Source organism: Neptunicoccus sediminis (assembly GCF_001719615.1).
In the GTDB taxonomy this organism is placed as follows: domain Bacteria; phylum Pseudomonadota; class Alphaproteobacteria; order Rhodobacterales; family Rhodobacteraceae; genus Amylibacter; species Amylibacter sediminis.
This window is the reverse complement of record NZ_MDVX01000021.1, coordinates 1-22,011: the sequence shown is the minus strand read 5'-3', so window position 1 is coordinate 22,011 and position 22,011 is coordinate 1. Positions and strand designations below refer to the sequence as shown.

Genomic DNA, 22,011 nt, shown 5'->3' with positions numbered 1-22,011 from the left:
TGTCTGGAGGCTACATAAACGGTTAACCGCCAAAGGGCGAATAAAATTGAAGGATGTGATGTCATGAGTGAGGAAACACGCCGCGTACTGCGTATTACAGGGACCGACCGGACGCGATTCCTGAATGATCTGGTGACAAATGACCTTAAGGGCCTTGAAAATGGTCTGGTCTATGCCGCCTTGCTGACGCCGCAGGGGAAATACCTGTTCGACTTTTTCCTGGCCGCGGACGGTGATAGCATTCTGCTGGATGTAGATGCGGGGCGCGCTGACGCATTGGTGCAGCGGCTGACCATGTACAAGTTGCGGGCGGATGTGGGGATCGCGGATGCGGGTCTGTTTGTGCATCGCGGCATCGGGGAAAGACCTGATGGTGCGATGGCTGATCCGCGCCATCCGGCGCTGGGCTGGCGGATGTTTGCACAGACGCCGCAGGAGACGGATGCCGTGGATTGGGATGCTGTGCGGGTGGCCCATTGCGTGCCGCAAACAGATGTGGAGCTGATTGCGGATGGATCGTTCATTCTGGAATGCGGCTTTGAGCGGCTGAACGGCGTGGACTTCCGCAAGGGGTGCTATGTGGGGCAGGAAGTGACCGCGCGGATGAAGCACAAGACCGAGCTGCGCAAAGGGCTGGCCACGGTGAATGTCGATGGCGCAGCGCCGGTCGGGACCGAGCTGCGCAGTGATGGCAAGGCGGCTGGCACGCTCTACACCCAAAGCGGCGGGCAGGGCATTGCCTATCTGCGGTTTGATCGGGTGAAGGGCGACATGCAGGCGGGTGACGCGACTGTCACCCTGCCGGAAGCGGGGTAAGCCCCGCTTCGGTGCTTATGTGTTGCGCACCAGTTTTGCGAAACGTTCAAACACCTGATCGTTGGAGGCAATGATAGAGCCATCGGTGATCGGGTTGCCATTGGGCGTGATGGTTTCCACGAATCCGCCGGCCTCTTTGATCAGCAGGATACCGGCGGCCACATCCCATGCATTCAGACGGCGTTCCCAGAAGCCGTCATAGCGGCCCGCTGCGACATACGCGAGATCGAGCGAGGCTGATCCCCAGCGCCGCACACCGGCGCAACCGGGCAGGATACGCGCGAGATCCTTCAGGGTGTCCGGCAGGTCCGGACGGCCCCCGAACGGCAGGCCGGTGGCAAAGATCATCTCGATCATTTCGCGGCGGCCCGATACCCGCAGGCGACGGTCGTTGAGCCATGCACCGGCCCCTTTTTCCGCCGCGAAGAGTTCCTCGCCCGCAGGGTTGAAGATCACCGCCGCGACGATTTCGCCTTTGTGTTCCAGTGCGATAGAGATCGCCCAATGGGGCAGGCCGTGCAGGAAGTTCGTTGTGCCGTCCAACGGATCAACGATCCAGCGGCGGGTCGGATCCTCACCGGCGATTTCCTTGCTCTCCTCGGCCATCCAGCCATAGTTCGGACGGGCCTCTGTCAGCTCTTCCTTGAGGATTTCTTCTGCCTTGAGATCGGCGCGGGACACGAAATCGCCGGGACCTTTGGCGCTGACCTGAAGATGTTCCACCTCACCGAAATCGCGCATCAGGGACCGGCCGGCCCGACGGGCGGCTTTGATCATAATGTTCATATTGGCAGACATTTGCGACATGGGGGTGCATCCTTGGTGGTGGAATTTTGCTGTTTAGGCGCTGACTGCCTTATTGCCAAGGGGATTCGGACGTTTTTCAGGCCACCTGCGGATTATCGGCATCGGCCTGCCTGTCCCGCGTGATCATCACGAAATCCCGCATATAGCCGTTGTCCACCTCGCTGCTGCGGATCGCCGCATAAAGCCTGCGGTTCAACCCGTGCTCTGTAATCGGGCGGGCGACAAAGTCATGACCATATTTTTCCTCTGCAATCACCCAGTCCGGCAGGACGCTTACTCCGCGACCCGAAGCGACCAGCAGCATGATCACCGCTGTCAGTTCCACCTGCCGGATGGAGCGGGGTTCAACCCGCGCCGGAGTCAGCAGTTGGGTAAAGGCGTCAAGGCGGGATTTGTCCACCGGATAGGTGATCAGAACCTCGTTGCGGAAATCCTCGGCCTCGACAAAGGGTTTGGTGGCGAGCGGATGGGACCGCGCACAGACAAAGGTGGGCGCATAGTCAAACAGGGGAATAAACTCCACACCGTCAATGGTTTCGGGATCGGCAGACACCACAAGGTCTACTTCTTCCCGTTGCAGGGCGGGCAGGGCGTCAAAGGCCAGACCGGGGCGGATGTCCACATCCACATTCGGCCAGCTTTGCCGAAAATCTTCCAGCACGGGGAACAGCCACTCAAAACAGGCGTGGCATTCGATGGCGATGTGCATCCGGCCCGATTTTCCGGTAATCAGTTCTGCGAAATCCTGCTCCAGCGCGTCGATCTGGGGCAGGACCTTATCCGCAAGCTGCAACAGCTTGTGCCCTGCTTTGGACAGTTTGAGCGGTTTGGAGCGACGCAGAAACAGTTCCATCCCCACCTGTTCTTCCAGTGCCTTGATCTGGTGGGACAGGGCGGATTGGGTCACGTTCAGCACTTCGGCAGCACGGGCCAGCCCGCCTTGTTGGTGGATGGCGCGGATAGAACGGAGATGGCGAAATTCGAGATACATGGCAGCCTGTATGAATGATCCGCGTTATTATTATTAGAAATATGAATTTGCTTCAAGTTGCAAACTGCTATCTTTAGGGAACAACACAACTGAAAGCACCCGAGATGACCAAAGACTTCGATCTGTCCTTTGAATTTTTCCCGCCCAAATCGCTGGCGGCCAGTTTCCGGCTGTGGTCTGCGGTGGAAACCCTGCAAGTTTTCGATCCGGATTTCGTGTCCATCACCTATGGCGCCGGAGGATCGACGCGGGATCTGACCTGTTCGGCGGCTGGCGTGATTGCGCAAAACTACGGCATGCCGGTGGCGGGTCATCTGACCTGTGTGGATGCCACCCGCGAAGAAACCTTGTCTGTGGCCCGTGGTTATGCAGCCAAAGGCGTGCGCCGCGTGGTTGCGCTGCGTGGTGATGCCTCTGATCCGCAGGCCGGTTTCCAGCCGGTGAAAGACGGGTTCGCCGGTTCTGTAGAACTGGTCAAGGCGCTGGCCGAACTGGGCGGATTTGACATTGCGGTCGGGGCTTATCCGAACCGCCACCCCGATGCCACCAGCGACACATCCGATGTGGATCACCTGAAGGCAAAATTCGATGCAGGTGCAGACCGCGCCATCACCCAGTTCTTCTTCGAGGTTGAAGATTTCCTGCGGTTCCGTGACCGTTGCGCTGCTGCTGGCATCACCCAGCCGATCATTCCGGGGGTTCTGCCCATCGAAAACTGGGCGAAAACCAAGAAATTCGCGGCGCCGTGTGCGATCCCGATCCCTTACTGGATGGAAGAAGGCTTTCGCCATGCCGCCGCCGCAGACACAGAGCGTCTGTTTGCAACGGCGATCTGCACGGAAGCCTGCGATACCCTGCTGCGCGAGGGCGTGGACGGTCTGCATTTTTACACGCTGAACGACCCGACCCTGACAGCAGATGTCTGCCGTGCCATCGGAAGAACGCCACGTCATTTGGAACTGCAAGCCTCTGCCTGAGCGGTTGAACGCTTGAAGCACTGGCAATCAAGGCTCTACGGTTTGATCACAATCAACCGGAGAGCCTTTTGCCATGCGCGACCTGAACTATGCTAAAACCCCTGACGATTTGCCCGGACCGGAGCAAAAGGACTGGACCGGACTGGAGTATCTGCAAAAGACCCTAACCGGCGAGGTCGCGGCCCCGCCCATCGCAGGGCTGATGAATTTCCGTCTGGAAGCTGTGGAATTCGGCCGCGCCGTGTTTCGGGGCATCCCGCAATACGCGGCGTTTAATCCCGGCGGGACCACGCATGGTGGCTGGTACGGGGCAATCCTCGACAGTGCGATGGCCTGTGCGATCATGTCGAAAGCCGGCAAGGGCGCACATTACACCACGCTTGAATACAAGGTGAACATCATCCGCCCCGTGCCTGAAGGCATGGAAGTGGAAGCCGTCAGCGTGGCAAGCCATGTGGGGCGCACCACTGGGGTCGCAGATGCGGAATTGCGCGGGGTGGAGGACGGCAAGATCTATGCCACCGGATCAACAACCTGCATGCGGGTCGGGGTTTAACGCCGCCGGCTTTCAAACCGCATGGGCGCCCAGTTCCTGCAATGTGTCTGACAGGATGTTCTGCAGCGCAGGTTCGATCTTGGGGCTGCACACATAGGGCAATCCTTTGCGGGCCTGCGTCCAGCCGATCACATGCACCTGTTTCGCCGCCGGTTCGCACTCCTGCAACATCGCCCATGTGCGACAATCGATTGCGGCAATATCAGCCTTGCCCTCTGCCACCATCTGCACGGAATGACGGTGGCTGCCGGAATGTTCCCCGTGGCTGTAAAACGCCTTACGCTGCTTGGTGGCGGCGGTCATGTCGGCGGTGATGGACAGATAGCCCGAAAGGGACGCGCGGTCGTTAAAGGCCAGCCGTTTACCGCGCAGGGCGTCAACGGGCAGGACGGCTTTCCGGTCGTCCGGCGGCGATTGGTTGATGCCTTTTCCGGTCGCAATCACTGCGGAACGATACAGCGGCCCCTGACCGCCTGGAACGTCGGAAAAATCCGGCTGGGCAAGAATGTGCAATTCCGGTGCGACACCGCATGAAATCGGACCCCAACAGGTCTGGGACAATAACAAACGGGGATGGGCGAGCAGTTCATCCGCGGCGTGATCGGTTTCAGGGCGGTAGAAATCCACCAAAAGATCAGCGCCCCGTTTGTGCAATCCGGCCAGAACGTTTTGCCACAACCTGTCCGTCTCTGCCTTGTACTCTGGCAGGTCATACATTGGTAGGGCTGCGCGGTATCGGGTCACTCTGAGCCTCCTTGCTCCGGTGCCAGGCGGGATGAACGACAGGTTCTTTGGCTATCAGAGCATAGGTGCGGATTAATTTCCAGTAATTTGGAAAAACGTAATGTTGGTTCATGCGCCGCCAGTGGTCTTTGTCCTGCGCATAGAGGGCAGGCAGTGTGTACCACGGGGCAGCGGGGTTCTTATGGTGAACCAGATGCAAGTTATTGTTCAGGAACAGAAAACTGAAAGGCGATTTCTCAACGATGATGGTGCGGCCTTCCGGTGTTTCATGCCATTGGTGTTCAGCAAAGGTACGCAGGGAAATCAGCGCCGCCCCGCCCCAACAGGCCGTCCCAAGGTAGAGCCACAGTGGAATTTCGAACAGAACGAACAGGCAGAACAGGACCGGGATCAGGCCAAGCCCGTGAAGTAACCATGCTTTTGCCACATCCCGCTCACCGTGGCGCAAGGCCGAGATGTCACCGCAGATCAGGGCAATGCAAGACAATGGCGGGCCGAGCACCAGCCGCCCAAGCAAGGTGTTTGACCAACCAAGCACCCGCTGGACCCACAGGGGCAGCGCCGCGTAATAGCCTTGCGCCCTGTAATAGCTTTCGGGATCGTCGAAAGGGTCGGTCAGCGTCTCATCCGCATGGTGTCGCAAATGCAGGGTGCGATAGCGACGATAGGGCCAGATCAATCCGGGGTTGGCCGTAACCAGCAGCTCGTTCAGATGGCGCTTGCGGGTGGGATGACCATGCAGCGCTTCATGCACCAGCGAGGAATGCAGCGCGTTCAACAGGGCGAGCAGGCACAGGGCCGTGACCGGAAAATGCGGGTAGACCTGCCAGCCGATAAACACCCACAGGCCATAGGTTGAAAAAATCAGGCTCAGGGTTTGCCATTCAATTCGGGCGGTCCGTGAGAAACCTTTGCGCTGCATCTTAAACCTCCTGTTTTCAAACGATTTTACGGCAGAGATTTCGGCGCCAACAACGGGAGAACTGTCACAAAGCAAGAGTTTTGTTGTTTTTAGTAAACAAATCTGTTGAAAGTAATCATGGACCGGCGGGAAACATCAGACATTTTTCGCGCTCGACTGGGCGAGCTTCAGCGCAATAGCGGCTTGCGCCAATCCGCCTTTGCCGCTGAACTGGGGATCGACCGTTCCGCGCTCTCGCAACTGTTGGGCGGGGCAGGGGCGCGGCTGCCCCGTGCAGATACACTCGTGGCACTGGCCCGTACCCATCAGGTCTCGGTGGACTGGCTTTTAGGGCTTTCGGAAGATCGCGGCGTCACCTTGGAAACCCGCGATATGCTGGAAATCGCAGGCGGTGCCGACAGCCTTGACCGCTCGCCTCTGGTGCAATGGCACGAAGAGGCGCGAGGCACAAAAATCCGCTATGTTCCCGCCGGTCTGCCCGATCTTTTGCGCGACGGTCCGATTGCACAATACGAACATCGCACCAAAACCACGCCCGACGACAGCCAGCGCCTGCAAGACGGGTACAGGCGCGACTATGCCCGCCTGCCCGAAACCGATATGGAAGTGGCAATGCCGCTGCAGACCCTGCAGAGCTTTGCTGCGGGTCACGGCATTTGGTCGGGATTGTCACAGGTGCAAAGACAGCGGCAACTTGCCCATATGGAACAATTGCTGCGGGAACTCTATCCGGGTTTCCGGCTTTATCTGTTTGATGGCAGCGCCCGGTTTTCCATGCCCTACACCATCTTCGGCTACCAGCGCGTGGCGATCTATGCCGGCGAAATCTACCTGTTGTTGAATGCCACTTATACGATCACAACGATGGTCGGGCATTTCGACAATCTGGTCCGCGCCGCAGAGGTTCACGCCCATGAAGTCGCGGATTTTGTCGCCGGACTGGCGCGTCAAAACCAAAGCGGCGAACCGTGATCAGCTCGGGACTCGCCGCTTCAATGTTCCATAAATACTCATAAAGACCCCCGCCCGGTCGGTGTCGTGCGTTGCGGGCGGGGGGTTACGGCGTAAACGCCGTTCCAAAACCGCCAATGACCGGATCAAGCATATAGGTCAAAAGGGTCTGCTCTCCGGTGGAGACCAAAACCTGTGCGGGCATTCCGGGAACAATATCCACATTTTCCATCGTCTTCAGCTTCTCGTCCGGCACATTGACGGTGATTTTATAGTAGGACGAACCATCAGTTTCGCTAACAAAGCTGTCCGCAGAAACATTCGTCACCGTGCCTTCCACAACCGGCGTGGTGCGGAAGCTGTAGGCGGTCAGGCGCACGCGGGCCTCCCCCCCTGTGACCACTTCGTCAATATCACTGGGGCGCACCCGCGCTTCGATGAAAAAGCTGCTGTCGGCGGGCACAATATCCAGAAGTTTCTGACCGCTTTCGATCACCTCGCCAATGGTGTTGATGTCCAGGCCCACAACCCGACCCGAAATCGGTGCCCGGATAGACAGCCGTTCGCGCACGTCATCCATTGCTGCGATACGTTGCCGGATGTCATAGACCCGATCCTGTATCGCCTGACGCTCGGCGGTGACGATCCGCATCCGCTCGCGGCGCACATGGATGACCCTTTCGCGGATCTCTGATTTCTGTTGCAGCAGGCTTTGGACCTGCGATTCCGCGGTGCCGAGGTCGCCAAAAATCTGGGACTCTGCCTGCAGCCGGTTCACATAGCGCCCTTTGGTCACGAGACCCTTTTCAAACAGTGCGGTCAGGTCTTTGGTTTCGCTGGAAACCAGTTCCATCTGTTCTTCCAGCGAACGCACGCGGCGCATGGTGCCTTCGATCTGTTCGTCAAGCTGATTGAGCCGGTCCTGAAGAATAGCCTCCTGACCCGCATCGGTGCGTTTGTTGGAGGCAAATATATTCTTTTGCGTGTTAAAAACTTCGATCAGATCAGGGTCTTCCTCCAGCAAACGGCTGAACTCATCACTCAGCTGCAATTCTTCCTGTTGGGAAAACTCTGCGGCGCTGCGGATTTCCTGTGCCAGCGCACTTGCCAGTTGACCGCGCAGGATTCCCAGTTGGGCCTTCACCCGTGTATCCTGCAAAGTGGCGAGCAGGTCGCCTTCTTTAACCACGCCGCCTTCCTGCACAAAGATACCTGAAACAATGCCCCCTTCCAGATGTTGCACGATCTGGCGGTCGCCCAGAACTTTGAATTCACCTGATGCAACAATCGCGGTGCGCAGCGGGGCAATTGCGGCCCATGACCCCAGACCGCCAAACAACCCGAGGCTGAGAAACCCCAGAGTAAGGACCAGTCCGCGCACACGGGTGGGCGGAACGATTGTGACCTTGTTGCTGGGCATACGATCCGCCAGCGCTACCGGCGTCTTTTTAGCTGCTGTTAAGGAAGAACGTGTCATTTGGCGCCTCCGGTTTTGGCAGTCCGTTTGATGATCTTACGGGGTTTAAGCACCGCGACTTTCGGGTCGTCGGTTGTCCGGTTCGACACGGGTGTGACCGTGCTGTCCAAGACGGCTTTGGATGCACCGAAGCGCACCATACGGCCGTCCTGCATGATACCGGCGTGGCTGACGCCGCGCAGGATGCTCATGCGGTGCGTGACCAGAATGACGATGCAGCCGCGCTCCGTTGCGTCTTGGACTGCTTGGGACAGAGCCTCTTCGCCCGCCGGGTCGAGGTTGGCGTTTGGCTCGTCCATCACGATGATACGCCGGTCTCCGAAGAAGGCACGGGCCAGACCGATCCGTTGCCGCTGACCCGCAGAGAGCAACTCTCCGCGCAGTCCCACCTGCGTATTATAGCCAGCCGGAAGCGAGAGGATCAGTTCGTGAATACCGGCCCGTTTTGCCGCTTCGACGATTGCAGAAGGAGAGGCCTCCTCATCCATCATGGCGATGTTTTCCGCCACCGTGCCCTGAAACAATTCCACCCGCTGGGGCAGAAAGCCGATATATTGTCCGATCTGGTCCACAGGCCAGTCCGTCAGCGCCGCGTCATCCACCCGGATGTAACCCCGCGACAGCGGTTGCAATCCCACCAGCGCCCGCGCCAGAGAGGTTTTGCCAGCACCGCTTGGCCCGATAATCCCGAGCGCATCGCCCGGACGCAGCTCAAAAGATACATCCAGCAGCAACGGTGCCTGTTTGTTTGCCACAACCACAGTTGCGTTCTCAACGGACAGACGGGCGTTCGGTTCTGGCAGATCCATTGTTCTCGCGGCCTCTTTCTGAGAGGCGAAAAGCGCGTTCAGGCGACGCATCGCCATACGCGCTTGGGAAAACTGGCGCCAGCCTGCGATGGATTGCTCCACAGGGGCCGCAGCCCGTCCCAAAAGGATTGAACTTGCGATCATCATTCCGGGCGACAATTGCCCCTGAATGACCAGTAAAACCCCGCCGCCCAACAAGGCGATCTGAAGCGCCATGCGGGTCATTTTGGCAAAAGAGGTCAGTAATGCGATGCGATCCGTGGCGATTGCGCCAAAGACCATTGCGACAAATGTTTCTTTCTTCCAGCGCTCGATCAGCGCGGGGGCTTTGCCCATAGAGCGGACCACTTCGGCGTTGCGCAGCATTTCCTCAATGGTGCCCGTTGCCTTTTGTTCCGCGTCACTGGCAGATTCCGTCGGTTCCCGGCTGACCAGTTCGCTGATGATCCCAAGGCCGAACAGAAACAAAAGCCCGATAGTGGCGATAACGCCCAAGATGGGATGGAATAGAAAAATAACGCCGACAAACAGCAGGGACCAAGGCGCGTCCAGCAGCGCGATAAACGCCGAACTGTTCACGAATGCGCGGATTTCCTGAAGGTCGCGGACGGGACGGGCGCCCTGTGTATCATTCGGGTTGGTCCCTGTGACCAGTCCGTGCAGAACACTCGGGCCGTGATTGCCTTCCAGCCGCGTGGCCAGACGGGCCGCAAGGCGCTGGCGGATGGTATCAAACGCCAGAAAAAAGATCAGAGCGATTGCCGCTCCGATCGTTAGCATAATCATTGTGCTGACATTTCCCGAAGACATAACACGGGAGAACAACTGAAGCATGTAAAGCGGTGCTGTCAGAACCAGTAGATTGATAAAAACACTGGCCAGAAAGATCGCTGCAATTAAGCCGCGCTGCCCTGAAAATACCTTTTTTGACCCCATAATTCTGCCTCTATTAAATACAACACTAAATTACAGAAACTTTGACCCAAGAGTGTTCGAAGTCTGCCGAGGGATGGCCCGCTTTGAAACTCCTGGGCCAAAATCGGGGGTGGCAAGATGTCTGCTATCTTGCCACCCCCATCTCGTTGTCGGTTATACGATCACAATATCGACGGCCTCATACAGGTAGTTCCCCTGCGAGTAGCCATTGATACCGACCCCGACGAAGCCATCCGCATCGTTGCCAAGGTGGTCAAACACAGTGAATGGAGTGACAACGCCTGTGGAGACACCCAGCAGATCCACTGTGGAACCGCCAACCGAAACCTTGGTGTTGGTGCCATTGTCCACAACCGATGTTGCCGCTTCCAGCGCATCAAACAGATCGGTGTCTGATGCCGTGCCGGTCAGGTCGGTGATACGGTAGGTCAGAACATCATTATCACCGTCCATGGTAAAGTCGGTCACAGTGTCATGGCCATCGGTAGAGCTGAAGGTTTTGCCGTCCCAGGTCAGGTCTATGACAAAGATGTCCTTGTCAGCCCCGCCGGTGAGCAAATCGTCACCTTCGCCACCAATGATGATGTCCTCATCAAAGCCACCGTCCAGTGCGTCATCACCGGCACCGCCTTCAAGCAGGTCATCATCTGCCCCGCCGTGGAGGTAATCCGATCCCTCGTTGCCTTCCAGATCGTCGTTGCCGTCACCACCAAAGAGTTGGTCGTCACCGTCGTCACCACCCATCCAGTCGTTGCCATTGTCGCCATACATGACATCGTTGTCATCGTTGCCGTTCATATGGTCGTCGCCTTCACCACCGTGCATTTCGTCTTCGCCGGTGCCACCGGACATGGTGTCATGGCCATTGTCACCGAACATGGTGTCAGCGCCGTCGTCACCGTCCATGGTGTCATTGTCGTTGCCACCAGACATCCAGTCGTTACCATCGCCACCAGACATTGTGTCATGACCGTCGTCACCATACATGATGTCGTTACCAAGCTGGCCGGACATCTTGTCGTTGCCAATGCCGCCTGACATCCAGTCGTCGCCTTCGTTACCTTTCATGATGTCGTCGCCGTGACCGCCGAACATTTGGTCGTTCCCGTCATCGCCGCACATGGTGTCGTTGTCCGCGTCACCGTGCATCACATCATCGCCGGTACCGCCGTACATTTTGTCGCGACCGTTACCACCGTAAAGGCTGTCGTGATTGCCTTCGCCGTAGATTTTGTCATGACCGGAACCGCCGTGGATCAGATCGCAACCTTCTTCTCCGTCGTCAATTTCCTTCGGAGTATCGATGCAGTCGTCGCCTTCGCATATCGGGTCTTTTCCGCCAGCGTGGTCACCGTAGATGGTGTCGCCTTTGGAGCCGCCGCGCATATAGTCGTCGCCCGAGCCACCTTTCATCCAGTCACGGGCACCGTCACCCTGCATGGAGTCATCAGCCGCACCACCGGACATGTGATCCGCACCACGGCCACCAAACATAAGGTCTTCGTCAGCGCCACCGAACATAACGTCGGCTTTGGCACCACCATCCATGATGTCTTCGCCGTTACCGCCGTACATGCAGTCACTGCCACCGCGGAAGTCGACTTTTTTGCCACCCCAAGTGTCAGAACCAGTGTCCAGATCGGTAACATTGCCTTGACGGATGTCGCCGTACATTTCGTCGTTGCCGTCATCACCTGTCATGAAATCGTCGCCAAGACCACCTGTCATACGGTCGTCATCGTCGCCGCCGGACATGCCGTCATTGCCTTCGTTGCCGTACATGACATCTTCGCCAGTGCCGCCGAACATGCAATCGTCGCCGCCTTCACCGGCCATGCAATCATCGCCAGCGCCGCCGTACATATCGTCGTTGCCATCATCCAGAGACAGATCGTCGCCGTCATCACCGATCATCACGTCGTTGCCGTCGCCGCCGTAAATCTCGTCGTGGCCTTCGCCGCCTTTGATCTGATCTTCGCCGTTTTCGCCGTAAATCAGGTCATCACCGGTTTCGCCGTCGATGTAATCGTTGTCAGCAAAACCAGGGATCGGCGGATAAGGGCCGCCCCAGACCGTCGCGCCATTGCCACCGACGAGAACGTCATTGTGGCCACCGCCGAGGATCTTGTCGTCGCCGCCGTTACCCAGAATGGTGTCGCAGCCGTCTTCACCGTCAATAACGTTGTTTTTTGAGTTACCGACCGCGCTGTCGTCACCGGAGCCCAAGTCATAATTGTCCGGAGACCCGTTGAGATTCAGGTCTACAAACTCGTCGCCATGTGTGCCGGTGCCTGTGACTTGATTGTTAAATGGCTTGTCCAGATTAATAATGCATTCCGGCTCGCACTCGGGCCATACTCTTGGATCAGTTGACATAATTAAACCTCCTAATGGATAAGGTTAATGCAAGATTAAAATAATTGACGTCCCGCAATAACCGTTTGATTGCGCTGAAAATAACCAGCTCGTAAAACGCTACAAATTCGCGTCCTAGGATCAGTTCAACAGAAATAAAGAAGCCAAACTGCCCCCATTCCGGGACAAAACTAAAAATTATTAACGATAAAACCCTGAATAATTGCCGTCACATTTTGGGCTTCGGACAGGATGGTGTCCGACAGGAAAACGCCCGCCGCCAGACCGACCGCGATCAAAGAGATCCGGCCCAGCATTGACCTCGATTTTTTGGTGGTTGCTTTCGTGTGGTGCTGAAGTTTCTCTTCGACAATCTGGCCGAGCAGGGGGGCAAGTTCGATGCGCAAAGCCCCCTCCATGCTGTTCACCGCGCCGTCGATCCGATCAAAACGGGAGTCCAGATGGGTGCGCTCTGTTTTGGTCCGCGCGTCATTCTTTTCTGTCAGGCTTTCATTCAGTGCACGCAGCAATGTGACCATGCGATTGTACAGTTCGATCACATCTTCACGTTTGGCAATCGGCTTTTCCCCGGAGACCAGAAACCCTTGCAAAATCTTTGCTTCGGTTTCCGAATAGGCCCGCGAGGTCGCGTTAAGGTTCGGTCTTGGTTTCGGTTTGGGCCCCTGGAACGGTGTTTTTTCCGGTTCGACCGCCGTGGCGTTGGTCGTGGCTCTTTGGTTAATATGGTTCATTGCTCTCTCCTCAACCTGCCTGCCACGTCAGACGCTGCGCCATTTCTGCGCGACAATTGACATTCAACTTGCTCAAAACCCGCTTTGAGTAGGTGCTACAGGTTTGTTCAGTTAACTTGGCTTTCACAGCCATTTCCCGATTGGACAGACCCATCTGCATGAGCGAAGCAATACGTGCTTCTGCTTTGGTCAGCCCCATTTCACGGGCGAGCATCATGATCCTTTTGGAATCCGGCGGGGCGGGGAGCATGGCAATCACCATCGTGGCCGCCGGACCGCATTCAAATTTGCGCAAGGACAAAAGAGACAGGCTTTGGGTGGCCTTATTCTCAAGCATCAGTATTTTTTCCAGACCATTGGGCGCGGAACTGTCGGCGCATTCTCTGACGGTTTTGCGAAACTGGGCCGTCTCACCGCTGTTGGCGCAACTGATGCCGTCCCCCTGAGAGCGCAGGATGTCCTGAGATTTCAAAAGTTCGTAACCGGCTGTATTTGCGCGAACCAGCCTGCAGTGCTGATCCAGAACCAGTACCGCCGAGGCAATTTTATCTGTAATGATCCACAACAAAGCATCGTCAACAAATTTTCCTGCGTCCGTTAACAATTCCGAAAGACAATCCTCTCTTAATAGAGGCCAGATGTACTGAAGGTGTTTTTCGGAGTGGGCAGGGCAACTGTCGCCTGATTGGAGGAGCTCTATGTGATCAATGGAACCGTCTGCAAAGCAGGACTCATAGCTGTGCCACTTTGCGTCTGTGCTGCTTTGAACGGTTTTTGAGAGGTAGGATTTAATGGCAGAACTGTGCGAACCCGCTGACCGCGTCGATGAAAACCGGATTTGGCGCCCCGGACATGGAATTTCGCCGGCTAGGTTGAATGGTTCGGCATGATCATCTGTTTCAAAGATGTGTGTGGAAAGAATGATTTTATCTTCACCGTGACGGACATGTGCAATTGCCGCGTCTGAGAACTCTAACATTGTCCGGCTGAACTTGTCGGACCGCTTAACGACCCCTCCCGCATGGGTGGGGTTACAAAAAACATTCATTTCAACCTCCCTCTGGTCATATAAATGTCAAAATTTGATCTATCAATTTGTCGACTATACCACAGGGAATGACGGAATCTTTTGTGCACACGACCTAGACCCTTCGTGTGATTCGCAGCGGGCGGCTTACGACTTACTCTGCTTGTGGTTGTGAAATCCGGCAAACGGATTAATCCGTTCAGATTAGACCCTATCAGACGGCTGAGATAAAAATATCGTCAAAGTTGTGTGAAAGGCATCCCGATTCGTTGCACAAAAAACCTACTAAACGGTTAATAAGCTGCATTTTTCTGACCTTTTCTGAAAAAGCCCTGGCCGGAATCACGAACCCACGAACGGCGACGCGAACCGTTAGAACCTTGAATTTCCAAAAGATTTAGTGCACGCTGGTTTTAATAAATAGACATTACTTTGTTTCGAATTTCATTTTGTAAAACGGTGTATGTGGGATGTCGATTTTTGTTGTTTCCAAAAATCACTTGATCCGCGACATGATAGCCTCAATTCTGGAGTCGCGTAGTCAACAAGTGAAAACAGTCTGTGAAAGTGCAAGCGCGATTGGCGCGACCGGCGATGGAGACATTGTTATCTTGCACGATCCGACCTCCGTGGCGGAGGCCAGAGCGGATATTGAGACGCTGCATCGGGCCACGTCCAATCTTAAGATAATTTTGGTTCCAACCAGCGAACAGTTGGAAGTCTATTTCGCTGAATTTAACAATACGGTCGCCGCGATTATCCCTGACGGCAGCTCTGCCGAAGCTTTCCTGAGCGCCGTCATTATGGTTAGCGAAGGCTTCACCATTTCGGCGTCCATCAGTCGCGACGCCATTCACAAGGTCAAACCGTCAGAGCTGGTAGACACCGGTGTGGCAGAGGGTGAACCGGACAACCGCGTTGTCGCCAGCCTTTCGGACCGTGAAAAGAAAGTCCTGCAACTCCTCGCGCTCGGCGCGTCGAATAAGGCGATTGCGCTCGAACTCGGGATTGCAGAGGCCACGGTGAAATCACATCTTCGATCCTCATTCCTGAAAATCGGCTGCAAGAACCGCGCACTTGCAGCGGTTTGGGCCTCGATCAATCTGTAATCGCGGCCTGAGTAATAATGGCAGGGAAGGGGCATCCCTGCCAAATTCGCAAATCCGTGCTCCGTAACCTTATTTGGTGCCGAACATCCGGTCGCCCGCGTCTCCGAGCCCCGGAACAATGTAGCCTTTTTCGTCCAGTCGTTCGTCCAGCGAAGCAGTAACGATTTGCACGTCGGGATGGGCCTCTTTCATCCGCGCAACACCTTCGGGTGCTGCCAGCAGGCAGAGGAATTTTATGTTGGTCGCACCGGACTGTTTCAGCAGGTCAATCGCAGCAACCGAGGAATTGCCCGTTGCGAGCATCGGGTCCACGGCGATAACCATCCGCTCGTCCATGCCCTCTGGCACTTTGAAATAATACTGCACCGGCTCCAGTGTTTCTTCATCGCGGTACAGCCCGACAAACCCCACACGGGCCGAAGGGATCAGTTCCAGCACACCATCGAGCAAACCGTTGCCCGCCCGCAGAATCGACACCAGCGCCAGCTTTTTGCCGTCCAGCATCGGCGCATCCATCGCACAGACCGGCGTGTCGATGCGTTCCGTGGTCATCGGCAGGTCGCGCGTCACCTCATAAGCCAGCAAGTGGCTGATTTCGCGCAGCAACTGGCGGAACTGGTTGGACGGCGTAGAGGTCCGGCGCATCACCGACAGTTTGTGTTGCACAAGGGGGTGATCGACTATGGTGAGGTGGTTCATGACGGCTGCCTTTCGCGATTTGCCCCCTTTTCCCATCCCGCGCAAAGTTTCACAAACAAAAACCGCATCCATCGGAAAATCTGAAACTGCGGGGGAACGTTGACGCGGACAGGGCGCTGCGGCCTATCTACGGGAAATCGCAGATTAAAGAGGCCATTATGAAATCTACCACCCGCGTTGTTGTGATTGGCGGCGGCATTGCTGGCTGCTCGACACTCTATCATCTGACACAAGAAGGCTGGAGCGATGTCGTTCTGGTGGAACGGGACGAACTGACCTCGGGCACCACATGGCATTCGGCGGCGCAAGTGACGAATTTTGGCATGAACCAGACCATGATCGGTCTGAAAAGCCATTCCATCGCGCTCTATCAGGATCTGGCCAATGATCCGGATTATCCGATCAACTACCATCACGGGGATGGCGGTATCCGGCTTGCCAACACACAGGCGCAGATGGACGGTTACGCCCATTTCCGCAGTGTTGCCAAGGGCATGGACGTAGAGTTTGAGATCATCGACGCAGAAGAGTGCGCCCGCCGCCATCCGCTGATTTCCACTGATAATCTGCTCGGCGGACTGTGGGATCCGATGGACGGGGATATTGATCCGGCACAGCTCTGTCAGGCGCTGGCGCGACGGGCGCGCAAGGCCGGTGCCGAAATCTACCGCAATACGCCTGTGACCGGCTTGACCCAGCACAAGGATCACAGCTGGACCGTGCACACCGAAAAAGGCGATATTGATTGCGAGATCGTGGTGAATGCCTGTGGCTACCGCGTGAACGAAGTGGCGTCGATGATGGGCGTCCAGCATCCCGTGACCTCGATGGAGCATCAGTATTTCCTGACCGAAGAAATCCCAGCGATCAAAGAGGCAGGCCACAGGATGCCGCTGCTGCGCTGTCCGATCAGCGATTACTACTGCCGTCAGGAAAAAAACGGACTGCTGGTCGGCTTTTACGAACAGGACTGCAAGACATGGGGAATGGACGGGATCGACCCGAAATTCGTCAATGCGCTCTGTCCGGACGATCTGGACCGTGTGACCGATGTGCTGGAAGGCGCCTTTGCGCGGATGCCCGCCCTGATGGAAACCGGCATCCATACGGTTGTAAACGGGCCGATCACCTATACGATTGACGGTGCGCCGCTGGTGGGGCCAATTCCGAACAAACGCAACGCCTTTTGCATTATCGGCCTGCGGGCCGGAATTGGCGAGGGCGGTGGCCACGGCTGGCTGCTGGCCCAGCAGATCGTGCATGGCACGGCCTGTTATGACACATGGTGCATCGACCCGCGCCGCTTTACCGGCCATGCCAATGTGGAACTGACCGCGCTAAAGGCGATTGAGGATTACCAGAACGAATTCCGCTTCCATTTCCCCCATGAACACCGCCCCGCCGGTCGTCCGGCGAAAACGACACCGCTGACCCCGATCCTTGCCAGCGAAGGCGCGGAATTTACCGTGGTGAACGGCTGGGAGCGGATGGACTACATCAAACCGGCACCGGATTTCAAAGAGACCCACGGCTATTCCTTTAACGAAACATTCGATGTGGTTGCCGCCGAAGTCAAAGCCGTACAAACCGGCGTTGGCCTGACGGAAGTCAACGGTTTCAACAGGTTCGAACTGTCCGGCGCAGATTTGCGCCTCTTTCTTGATCGCATGTTCTGCGGCAAGATCACCGCCAAGGCGGGCCGCGTCGGGCTTGGTTATCTGCTCAACCATCAGGGCAATGTGAAGGGCGAGGCGACAATTGCAAACCTGCCGGACGGACGGGTCTGGTACGGTTCCGCCGCCGCGTCCGAATACCATGATATGGACTGGCTGACCCAGAACATTGCCGAGGACGAAGACGTCCAGATCCGCAGCCTAACCAACGCGCATACGATCCTGGTTCTTGCAGGTCCAAAGGCCCGCGCCGTCCTGAGCGAGGTTTCCCGCGCCGACTGGTCCGCCGAAGCCTTCCCGTGGTTGTCCGTGCGCAATGCCTTCATCGGTTTTGCCCCCGCGGTGGTCATGTCGGTCAGCTTTTCCGGTGAACTGGCTTATGAGATTCACGTCCCGAACGCCCAGCTTTACGCCGCCTATCTGGCGCTGCGCAAAGCCGGTGAACGCCACGGGCTGACCCTGTTCGGCGCCCGCGCGGTGGACAGTATGCGCATGGAAAAAGGCTACCGCCACTGGAAAGCCGACCTGATCACAGAGTTCGACCCGATTGAATCCGGATTGGACCGGTTCGTGCACTTCGACAAAGGGGAATTTATCGGCAGACAAGCTGTGAAAGCCCGTGTCAAAACCGGTCCGCGCCGCAAGTTCGTGACCCTGACGCTCGACTGCACCCATGCCCCCGCCCAGCCCGGCGACAGCGTCTTGCAGGGCGGCAGGGTCGTGGGCACCGTCACATCCGCGGACTGGGGCCATCGCACAGCAAAAAGCATCGCAATGGCCTTTGTAACGCCCGATCTAAGTGGCAACGTCGAGGTAGAGGTCATTGGCAAACCCGTCAGCGCAACCCTGACCGAGCCTTGCCTCTACGATCCACAAAACGTGCGACCACGGTCCTAACGGCTCCATTTTCAGTAAAATATCCCCGCCGGAGGCACCCAAGCGTCAACCAAATCGAAAGCCCCGCAATCAAACTGCGGGGCCTTTTTATATCTCCAAATCCCAAAAATCGGTCGCAAAGCTGAAGGGATTATTTATTCTTCGCTTTATATTCATCCAGCAGCGCCGCAATTTCGGCGGGGCTTTCGCGCACGTCGTAGGTAATCCCGCCGCCCAGAACGATCAGCGCTCCGGAGCCGGTCGCCCCTGTGATGGCCGCTTGCAGGCTCGTTACGCCGACCATAATGGTTTTGCCGTTTTCCAGCGTCAAATTGATCATTTTCTCTGTCCCGTCCGTTTTCTGTCATAGAGCGTAAAGCGGGTGCAGCGGTCAACCCCGACAGCGGAGTAGCACCGTCTCAGACCAGTCATTTGCCACGGAAATGCAGCGCGTCTGTCACACTGATGCAACGTGGGGCTTGTACACGTCAAGTTGGGTAGGGCGGCGGTGACACCCTCTGCCGCTTTTTGACAGCGCAGGATTTGTGCAAGTTTAAACGACTGAGGAGGGGGAGAGATGGACGGCAGTGTGACGGTTTCAGCAACAGGCGATTACTTGAGGCTGCGTTTCGCGGACGGGATGCAGCACCGGTTTCACGCCGTTTGGTTGCGTGACAATATTGCGGAAACATCTCTCTTGGGTAAGGTTTCCGAAATTCCGGTGGATGTCCGGATACGCTCGGCTAAGCTGTTGCAAGGAATGGTTGAAATTTCCTTTGCACCTGACGGCGTCTCAACACATCTTTCTGTAGAGTGGCTGCAGCGTTACGCCTATGACGCGGATCAGATCGCCGGATTTCACCTGCCCGAAGCTGTAGAGACTTGGGACCACATCTTCGCAACAGAACTCTGCAATTGGCGTTCCGATGATACAGGTCGGGAGGCCCGCCTGAAACGCTTTGGTGTCGTGTTTATGCAAGGCATCGATCACCGGACTGTCGCAATCGCGCCATCCGAGCAGCTTGGAACAGCGCCCTATACCGCGCAACCCTATCTCGCCATTCCGCCTTGTCACAGTTTAATCCGGCTCTGCAAATGCGCACCCGAAACTGTGACCCTCCGGTTGCTGGACGGTTTCCGTTTGGCGGAACAGTTGCGGGACAAATCGCTGTCAGGGTTCAATCTGCTGTCCGGATATGCCCTGCGGTATCGGCGGGCACTGGACAGTTGCACCACTGATACCGCCGCAGCTCCGGTGTTCCGGATCGCTCCGGACGGCGCGCTTCATTCAGTCCGCTATGACAGTCGTTTTGTTACGCCAGTGACAGAGGTGCCTTACGCAAAGTTGCCGCCATTTTACGCGGCCTACCGGCAGTTCATCCAACTGGCAAAACATCCGGATCTGACCGTCGATCTGCTGCTGCAACCCGGTGAAGCCGTGCTATTGGACAACCACAGATTGATGCGCGCCCTGCCGCCGGACCAAATGCGCAACCGCCGGTATCTCACTGAAACCCGGCTTGAACACTGCGGATCGCAAGTCCAAAACCTGCGCCCCCTCACCACCCGCACTGCTGTCGGGTAGCACCGCTGCCCCGCCTATTTCATTTTCCCCAAATATCCCCGCCGGAGGGGTATATCCTTCGTATCAAGCGCTGTCACAAACGCTCTGAGATTTAAATCGTGCTTTAATAAGAGTGCGGTAGCGTCTCAGCGCGGTCCGGAAGTTCCCGGGCAGTGCCATTTGCGTTTGTAGATATTTCGGAGGTACACATATGGCAAAATCCAATTTCTTTACAGTCGCACAGTTAAAGTCCCTGCCGCCCGGCAAACATTGCGACGGACAGGGGTTATGGTTGTTTAAAAGGAAAGACGGCGGGGCACAATGGACCTTCCGGTTTTCACTGTTCGGTCGTCAACGCGAGATGGGGCTCGGCTCCTATCCCCTGCTTTCTCTCGCAGAGGCCCGGAAAGCGGCCCATGATGTGCGGCGGATTGTGGCGAATGGCGATGATCCAATCAAGATCAAGCAACGGCAAAGAAACCATGCAAGCGCACAGGAAGGTCGGTTCCATGTTCTGGCTTATGCTGCATTCGAAGCCCATCGCTCTACGCTGAAGCATGAGGGGTCGGACGGGATGTGGTTCAGCCCGATCAAGAACCATCTTCTGCCCCATCTGGGAATGATGCCCGTCGTCAAGATCGACCAGCATGACATCAAGCAGGCCCTTTCCCGTGGCTGGGAGACCTCTCCCGTCACAGCAAAGAAGGCTCTTTCTCGACTAAAGGTGATCCTGAGCTACGCCATCGCGGAAGGCTTTGATGTGAACCTCGGCATCATTGACCAAGCACGCATCCTGCTTGGAGCACCAAGACACACGGTTACCCATATCGCCGCGCTCGACTGGGCTGAGGCGCCTGCCTTTTACCAATCCCTTGGAGAACTCGCCCCCGTAGAACTTGCGCTTCGCATGCTGATGTTGACAGGTGTCCGCTCGGATGCGGTCAACAATATGCGGCTTGAGCAGATCACTGGGGACATCTGGACGGTGCCTGTAGAGCATATCAAAGGCCGCAAGGGCTTTACCAAACCTTTCCGGGTACCTCTGTCCGGTGAAGCCCTGCGGGTGGTCGATCTCGCCCGAGCGATTGAGCAAAACGGCTATCTCTTTCCCAACAGCCGTGGCGGCCCGCTCAATAAGATGTCAATGCGCAACTACATGGTCGAGCGAGGCCTAGAAGCCCGACCACACGGTTTCCGCTCTACATTGCGCACATGGCTGTCCGAACGCACAGAATGCGCCCGGGAGGTGGCTGAAGCCTGCCTTGGCCACTTTGCCGTCAACGATGTGGAGGATGCGTACAACCGTGCAGATTATCTCGAACGTCGAAAGCCATACTTGGGGGCATGGGCGAAGTATTTGATTGGTGGCGACTGATATTAGAGTTGGATCGCGGGAAATCTACCTGTGTCAAAGTTAAAATCGGTCACGTTAGGTGTGGGGGCACACCGGACGCCCAATCAAATCAAGCTTCAATAAAATACCTTCCTTATACCCTCTAATAACTTTGAGACCGGTCCGTTCATTACTAGCAACAAATGTAGTTCGCAATCAACTATTACCGGCTCCCTGAATTTTCAGCTAAGCATCTCTAAATAAACGATTCTTTCTTCCGCCAAAAACTCTCTAACAACTGACCAATATCCTCTAGTTCAAATGGTTTTAGTATAACACCAGCGGCACCAAGACTGAAGAGATGGTCAATAATACTGCGTGCAGTTTTCGCCGTCATAAAGACTGCTGGGACATCTGATAAGCCTTCAATCGAGCACAACCCCTTCCAAGTTTCTTCCCCATTCATTTCAGGCATCATAAAATCAAGTAAAAAAAGTTGCGGATTGAAATCGGGCGCTTACTTGATAGCTTCGGAGCCTCTAGCGCAAGATAAGACCTCATAACCGTTATTTACCTCAAGTGTCACTTGAACGATAAAACGGATATCTTCCTCATCGTCTACGTGAAGAATTCTCTC

Annotated in this window: 19 protein-coding genes and 1 pseudogene; 8 read left to right on the top strand and 12 right to left on the bottom strand. The window is 56.3% G+C overall.

Features of this window, described 5'->3' with window-relative positions:
- Window positions 1–63 precede the first annotated feature (63 nt).
- On the top strand, window positions 64–816 hold the full coding sequence (gene ygfZ, locus BFV97_RS16890; protein ID WP_069301576.1) for a CAF17-like 4Fe-4S cluster assembly/insertion protein YgfZ: 753 nt from the start codon (window positions 64–66) through the stop codon (window positions 814–816).
- 15 nt (window positions 817–831) lie between these two features.
- On the opposite strand, the gene BFV97_RS16885 is transcribed toward ygfZ, so the two are convergent.
- Window positions 832–1,623, bottom strand: a complete 792-nt coding sequence (locus BFV97_RS16885; protein ID WP_245667788.1) for an inositol monophosphatase family protein — start codon at window positions 1,621–1,623, stop codon at window positions 832–834.
- A 76-nt stretch (window positions 1,624–1,699) separates the two neighbouring features.
- The gene (locus BFV97_RS16880) at window positions 1,700–2,614 is read right to left on the bottom strand and encodes a LysR family transcriptional regulator (protein ID WP_069301575.1); all 915 of its coding nucleotides are present in this window, start codon (window positions 2,612–2,614) and stop codon (window positions 1,700–1,702) included.
- Between the two features lie 104 nt (window positions 2,615–2,718).
- On the opposite strand from BFV97_RS16880, the gene metF reads away from it, so the two are divergent.
- Window positions 2,719–3,591, top strand: coding sequence for a methylenetetrahydrofolate reductase [NAD(P)H] (gene metF, locus BFV97_RS16875; RefSeq protein ID WP_069301574.1), 873 nt, complete (start codon window positions 2,719–2,721; stop codon window positions 3,589–3,591).
- Window positions 3,592–3,664: 73 nt separating this feature from the next.
- Window positions 3,665–4,147, top strand: coding sequence for a hotdog fold thioesterase (locus BFV97_RS16870; RefSeq protein ID WP_172827926.1), 483 nt, complete (start codon window positions 3,665–3,667; stop codon window positions 4,145–4,147).
- Window positions 4,148–4,159: 12 nt separating this feature from the next.
- On the opposite strand, the gene BFV97_RS16865 is transcribed toward BFV97_RS16870, so the two are convergent.
- Together BFV97_RS16865 and BFV97_RS16860 are read right to left on the bottom strand one after the other, a co-directional pair.
- Complete coding sequence (locus BFV97_RS16865; protein ID WP_157888359.1) at window positions 4,160–4,891, bottom strand: phosphate/phosphite/phosphonate ABC transporter substrate-binding protein; 732 nt, start codon at window positions 4,889–4,891, stop codon at window positions 4,160–4,162.
- Window positions 4,857–5,813, bottom strand: coding sequence for a fatty acid desaturase (locus BFV97_RS16860; RefSeq protein WP_069301572.1), 957 nt, complete (start codon window positions 5,811–5,813; stop codon window positions 4,857–4,859). Before BFV97_RS16860 ends, BFV97_RS16865 begins: the two co-directional genes overlap by 35 nt.
- 105 nt (window positions 5,814–5,918) lie before the next feature.
- On the opposite strand from BFV97_RS16860, the gene BFV97_RS16855 reads away from it, so the two are divergent.
- The gene (locus BFV97_RS16855; protein WP_216635975.1) at window positions 5,919–6,785 is read left to right on the top strand and encodes a helix-turn-helix domain-containing protein; all 867 of its coding nucleotides are present in this window, start codon (window positions 5,919–5,921) and stop codon (window positions 6,783–6,785) included.
- Between the two features lie 85 nt (window positions 6,786–6,870).
- On the opposite strand, the gene BFV97_RS16850 is transcribed toward BFV97_RS16855, so the two are convergent.
- From BFV97_RS16850 to BFV97_RS18825, 5 genes are all read right to left on the bottom strand, one after another.
- Window positions 6,871–8,241, bottom strand: coding sequence for an HlyD family type I secretion periplasmic adaptor subunit (locus BFV97_RS16850; protein ID WP_069301570.1), 1,371 nt, complete (start codon window positions 8,239–8,241; stop codon window positions 6,871–6,873).
- A complete protein-coding gene (locus tag BFV97_RS16845; RefSeq protein ID WP_069301569.1) occupies window positions 8,238–9,986 on the bottom strand; it encodes a type I secretion system permease/ATPase in 1,749 nt (582 codons plus the stop codon). Before BFV97_RS16845 ends, BFV97_RS16850 begins: the two co-directional genes overlap by 4 nt.
- Window positions 9,987–10,139: 153 nt before the next feature.
- Window positions 10,140–12,362, bottom strand: coding sequence for a calcium-binding protein (locus BFV97_RS16840; protein WP_069301568.1), 2,223 nt, complete (start codon window positions 12,360–12,362; stop codon window positions 10,140–10,142).
- A gap of 170 nt (window positions 12,363–12,532) precedes the next feature.
- Window positions 12,533–13,093 carry a hypothetical protein gene (locus BFV97_RS16835; RefSeq protein ID WP_069301567.1) on the bottom strand — a complete coding sequence of 187 codons (561 nt, stop codon included), beginning with the start codon at window positions 13,091–13,093 and terminating at the stop codon, window positions 12,533–12,535.
- Between the two features lie 10 nt (window positions 13,094–13,103).
- Complete coding sequence (locus tag BFV97_RS18825; protein ID WP_157888358.1) at window positions 13,104–13,697, bottom strand: helix-turn-helix domain-containing protein; 594 nt, start codon at window positions 13,695–13,697, stop codon at window positions 13,104–13,106.
- Window positions 13,698–14,668: 971 nt separating this feature from the next.
- Here BFV97_RS18825 and BFV97_RS16825 point away from each other — a divergent pair.
- Window positions 14,669–15,229, top strand: coding sequence for a helix-turn-helix transcriptional regulator (locus BFV97_RS16825; RefSeq protein WP_216635974.1), 561 nt, complete (start codon window positions 14,669–14,671; stop codon window positions 15,227–15,229).
- 69 nt (window positions 15,230–15,298) lie between these two features.
- On the opposite strand, the gene upp is transcribed toward BFV97_RS16825, so the two are convergent.
- Window positions 15,299–15,928 (bottom strand): uracil phosphoribosyltransferase, encoded by a 630-nt coding sequence (gene upp / locus BFV97_RS16820; RefSeq protein WP_069301591.1) that lies wholly within the window; start codon window positions 15,926–15,928, stop codon window positions 15,299–15,301.
- Window positions 15,929–16,086: 158 nt separating this feature from the next.
- Between upp and BFV97_RS16815 the strand changes: the two genes are divergently transcribed.
- Window positions 16,087–18,498 (top strand): GcvT family protein, encoded by a 2,412-nt coding sequence (locus BFV97_RS16815; protein WP_069301564.1) that lies wholly within the window; start codon window positions 16,087–16,089, stop codon window positions 18,496–18,498.
- Window positions 18,499–18,628: 130 nt separating this feature from the next.
- Here BFV97_RS16815 and BFV97_RS16810 read toward each other — a convergent pair whose 3' ends face one another.
- On the bottom strand, window positions 18,629–18,817 hold the full coding sequence (locus BFV97_RS16810; RefSeq protein WP_069301563.1) for a hypothetical protein: 189 nt from the start codon (window positions 18,815–18,817) through the stop codon (window positions 18,629–18,631).
- 237 nt (window positions 18,818–19,054) lie between these two features.
- On the opposite strand from BFV97_RS16810, the gene BFV97_RS16805 reads away from it, so the two are divergent.
- Window positions 19,055–20,062 carry a TauD/TfdA family dioxygenase gene (locus BFV97_RS16805; RefSeq protein WP_069301562.1) on the top strand — a complete coding sequence of 336 codons (1,008 nt, stop codon included), beginning with the start codon at window positions 19,055–19,057 and terminating at the stop codon, window positions 20,060–20,062.
- A 190-nt stretch (window positions 20,063–20,252) separates the two neighbouring features.
- On the top strand, window positions 20,253–21,416 hold the full coding sequence (locus BFV97_RS16800) for a tyrosine-type recombinase/integrase (protein ID WP_069301561.1): 1,164 nt from the start codon (window positions 20,253–20,255) through the stop codon (window positions 21,414–21,416).
- Window positions 21,417–21,630: 214 nt separating this feature from the next.
- On the opposite strand, the pseudogene BFV97_RS18540 reads toward BFV97_RS16800, so the two are convergent.
- Window positions 21,631–21,867: pseudogene (locus tag BFV97_RS18540) on the bottom strand (response regulator); the annotation flags it as partial.
- Window positions 21,868–22,011: the final 144 nt, after the last annotated feature.

Coding starts and splice junctions, on each gene's coding strand:
- ygfZ (WP_069301576.1), top strand. CDS start 64: ATGAGTGAGGAAACACGCCGCGTACTGCGTATTACAGGGACCGACCGG.
- BFV97_RS16885 (WP_245667788.1), bottom strand. CDS start 1,623: ATGTCGCAAATGTCTGCCAATATGAACATTATGATCAAAGCCGCCCGT.
- BFV97_RS16880 (WP_069301575.1), bottom strand. CDS start 2,614: ATGTATCTCGAATTTCGCCATCTCCGTTCTATCCGCGCCATCCACCAA.
- metF (WP_069301574.1), top strand. CDS start 2,719: ATGACCAAAGACTTCGATCTGTCCTTTGAATTTTTCCCGCCCAAATCG.
- BFV97_RS16870 (WP_172827926.1), top strand. CDS start 3,665: ATGCGCGACCTGAACTATGCTAAAACCCCTGACGATTTGCCCGGACCG.
- BFV97_RS16860 (WP_069301572.1), bottom strand. CDS start 5,813: ATGCAGCGCAAAGGTTTCTCACGGACCGCCCGAATTGAATGGCAAACC.
- BFV97_RS16850 (WP_069301570.1), bottom strand. CDS start 8,241: ATGACACGTTCTTCCTTAACAGCAGCTAAAAAGACGCCGGTAGCGCTG.
- BFV97_RS16845 (WP_069301569.1), bottom strand. CDS start 9,986: ATGGGGTCAAAAAAGGTATTTTCAGGGCAGCGCGGCTTAATTGCAGCG.
- BFV97_RS16840 (WP_069301568.1), bottom strand. CDS start 12,362: ATGTCAACTGATCCAAGAGTATGGCCCGAGTGCGAGCCGGAATGCATT.
- BFV97_RS16835 (WP_069301567.1), bottom strand. CDS start 13,093: ATGAACCATATTAACCAAAGAGCCACGACCAACGCCACGGCGGTCGAA.
- upp (WP_069301591.1), bottom strand. CDS start 15,928: ATGAACCACCTCACCATAGTCGATCACCCCCTTGTGCAACACAAACTG.
- BFV97_RS16815 (WP_069301564.1), top strand. CDS start 16,087: ATGAAATCTACCACCCGCGTTGTTGTGATTGGCGGCGGCATTGCTGGC.
- BFV97_RS16810 (WP_069301563.1), bottom strand. CDS start 18,817: ATGATCAATTTGACGCTGGAAAACGGCAAAACCATTATGGTCGGCGTA.
- BFV97_RS16805 (WP_069301562.1), top strand. CDS start 19,055: ATGGACGGCAGTGTGACGGTTTCAGCAACAGGCGATTACTTGAGGCTG.
- BFV97_RS16800 (WP_069301561.1), top strand. CDS start 20,253: ATGGCAAAATCCAATTTCTTTACAGTCGCACAGTTAAAGTCCCTGCCG.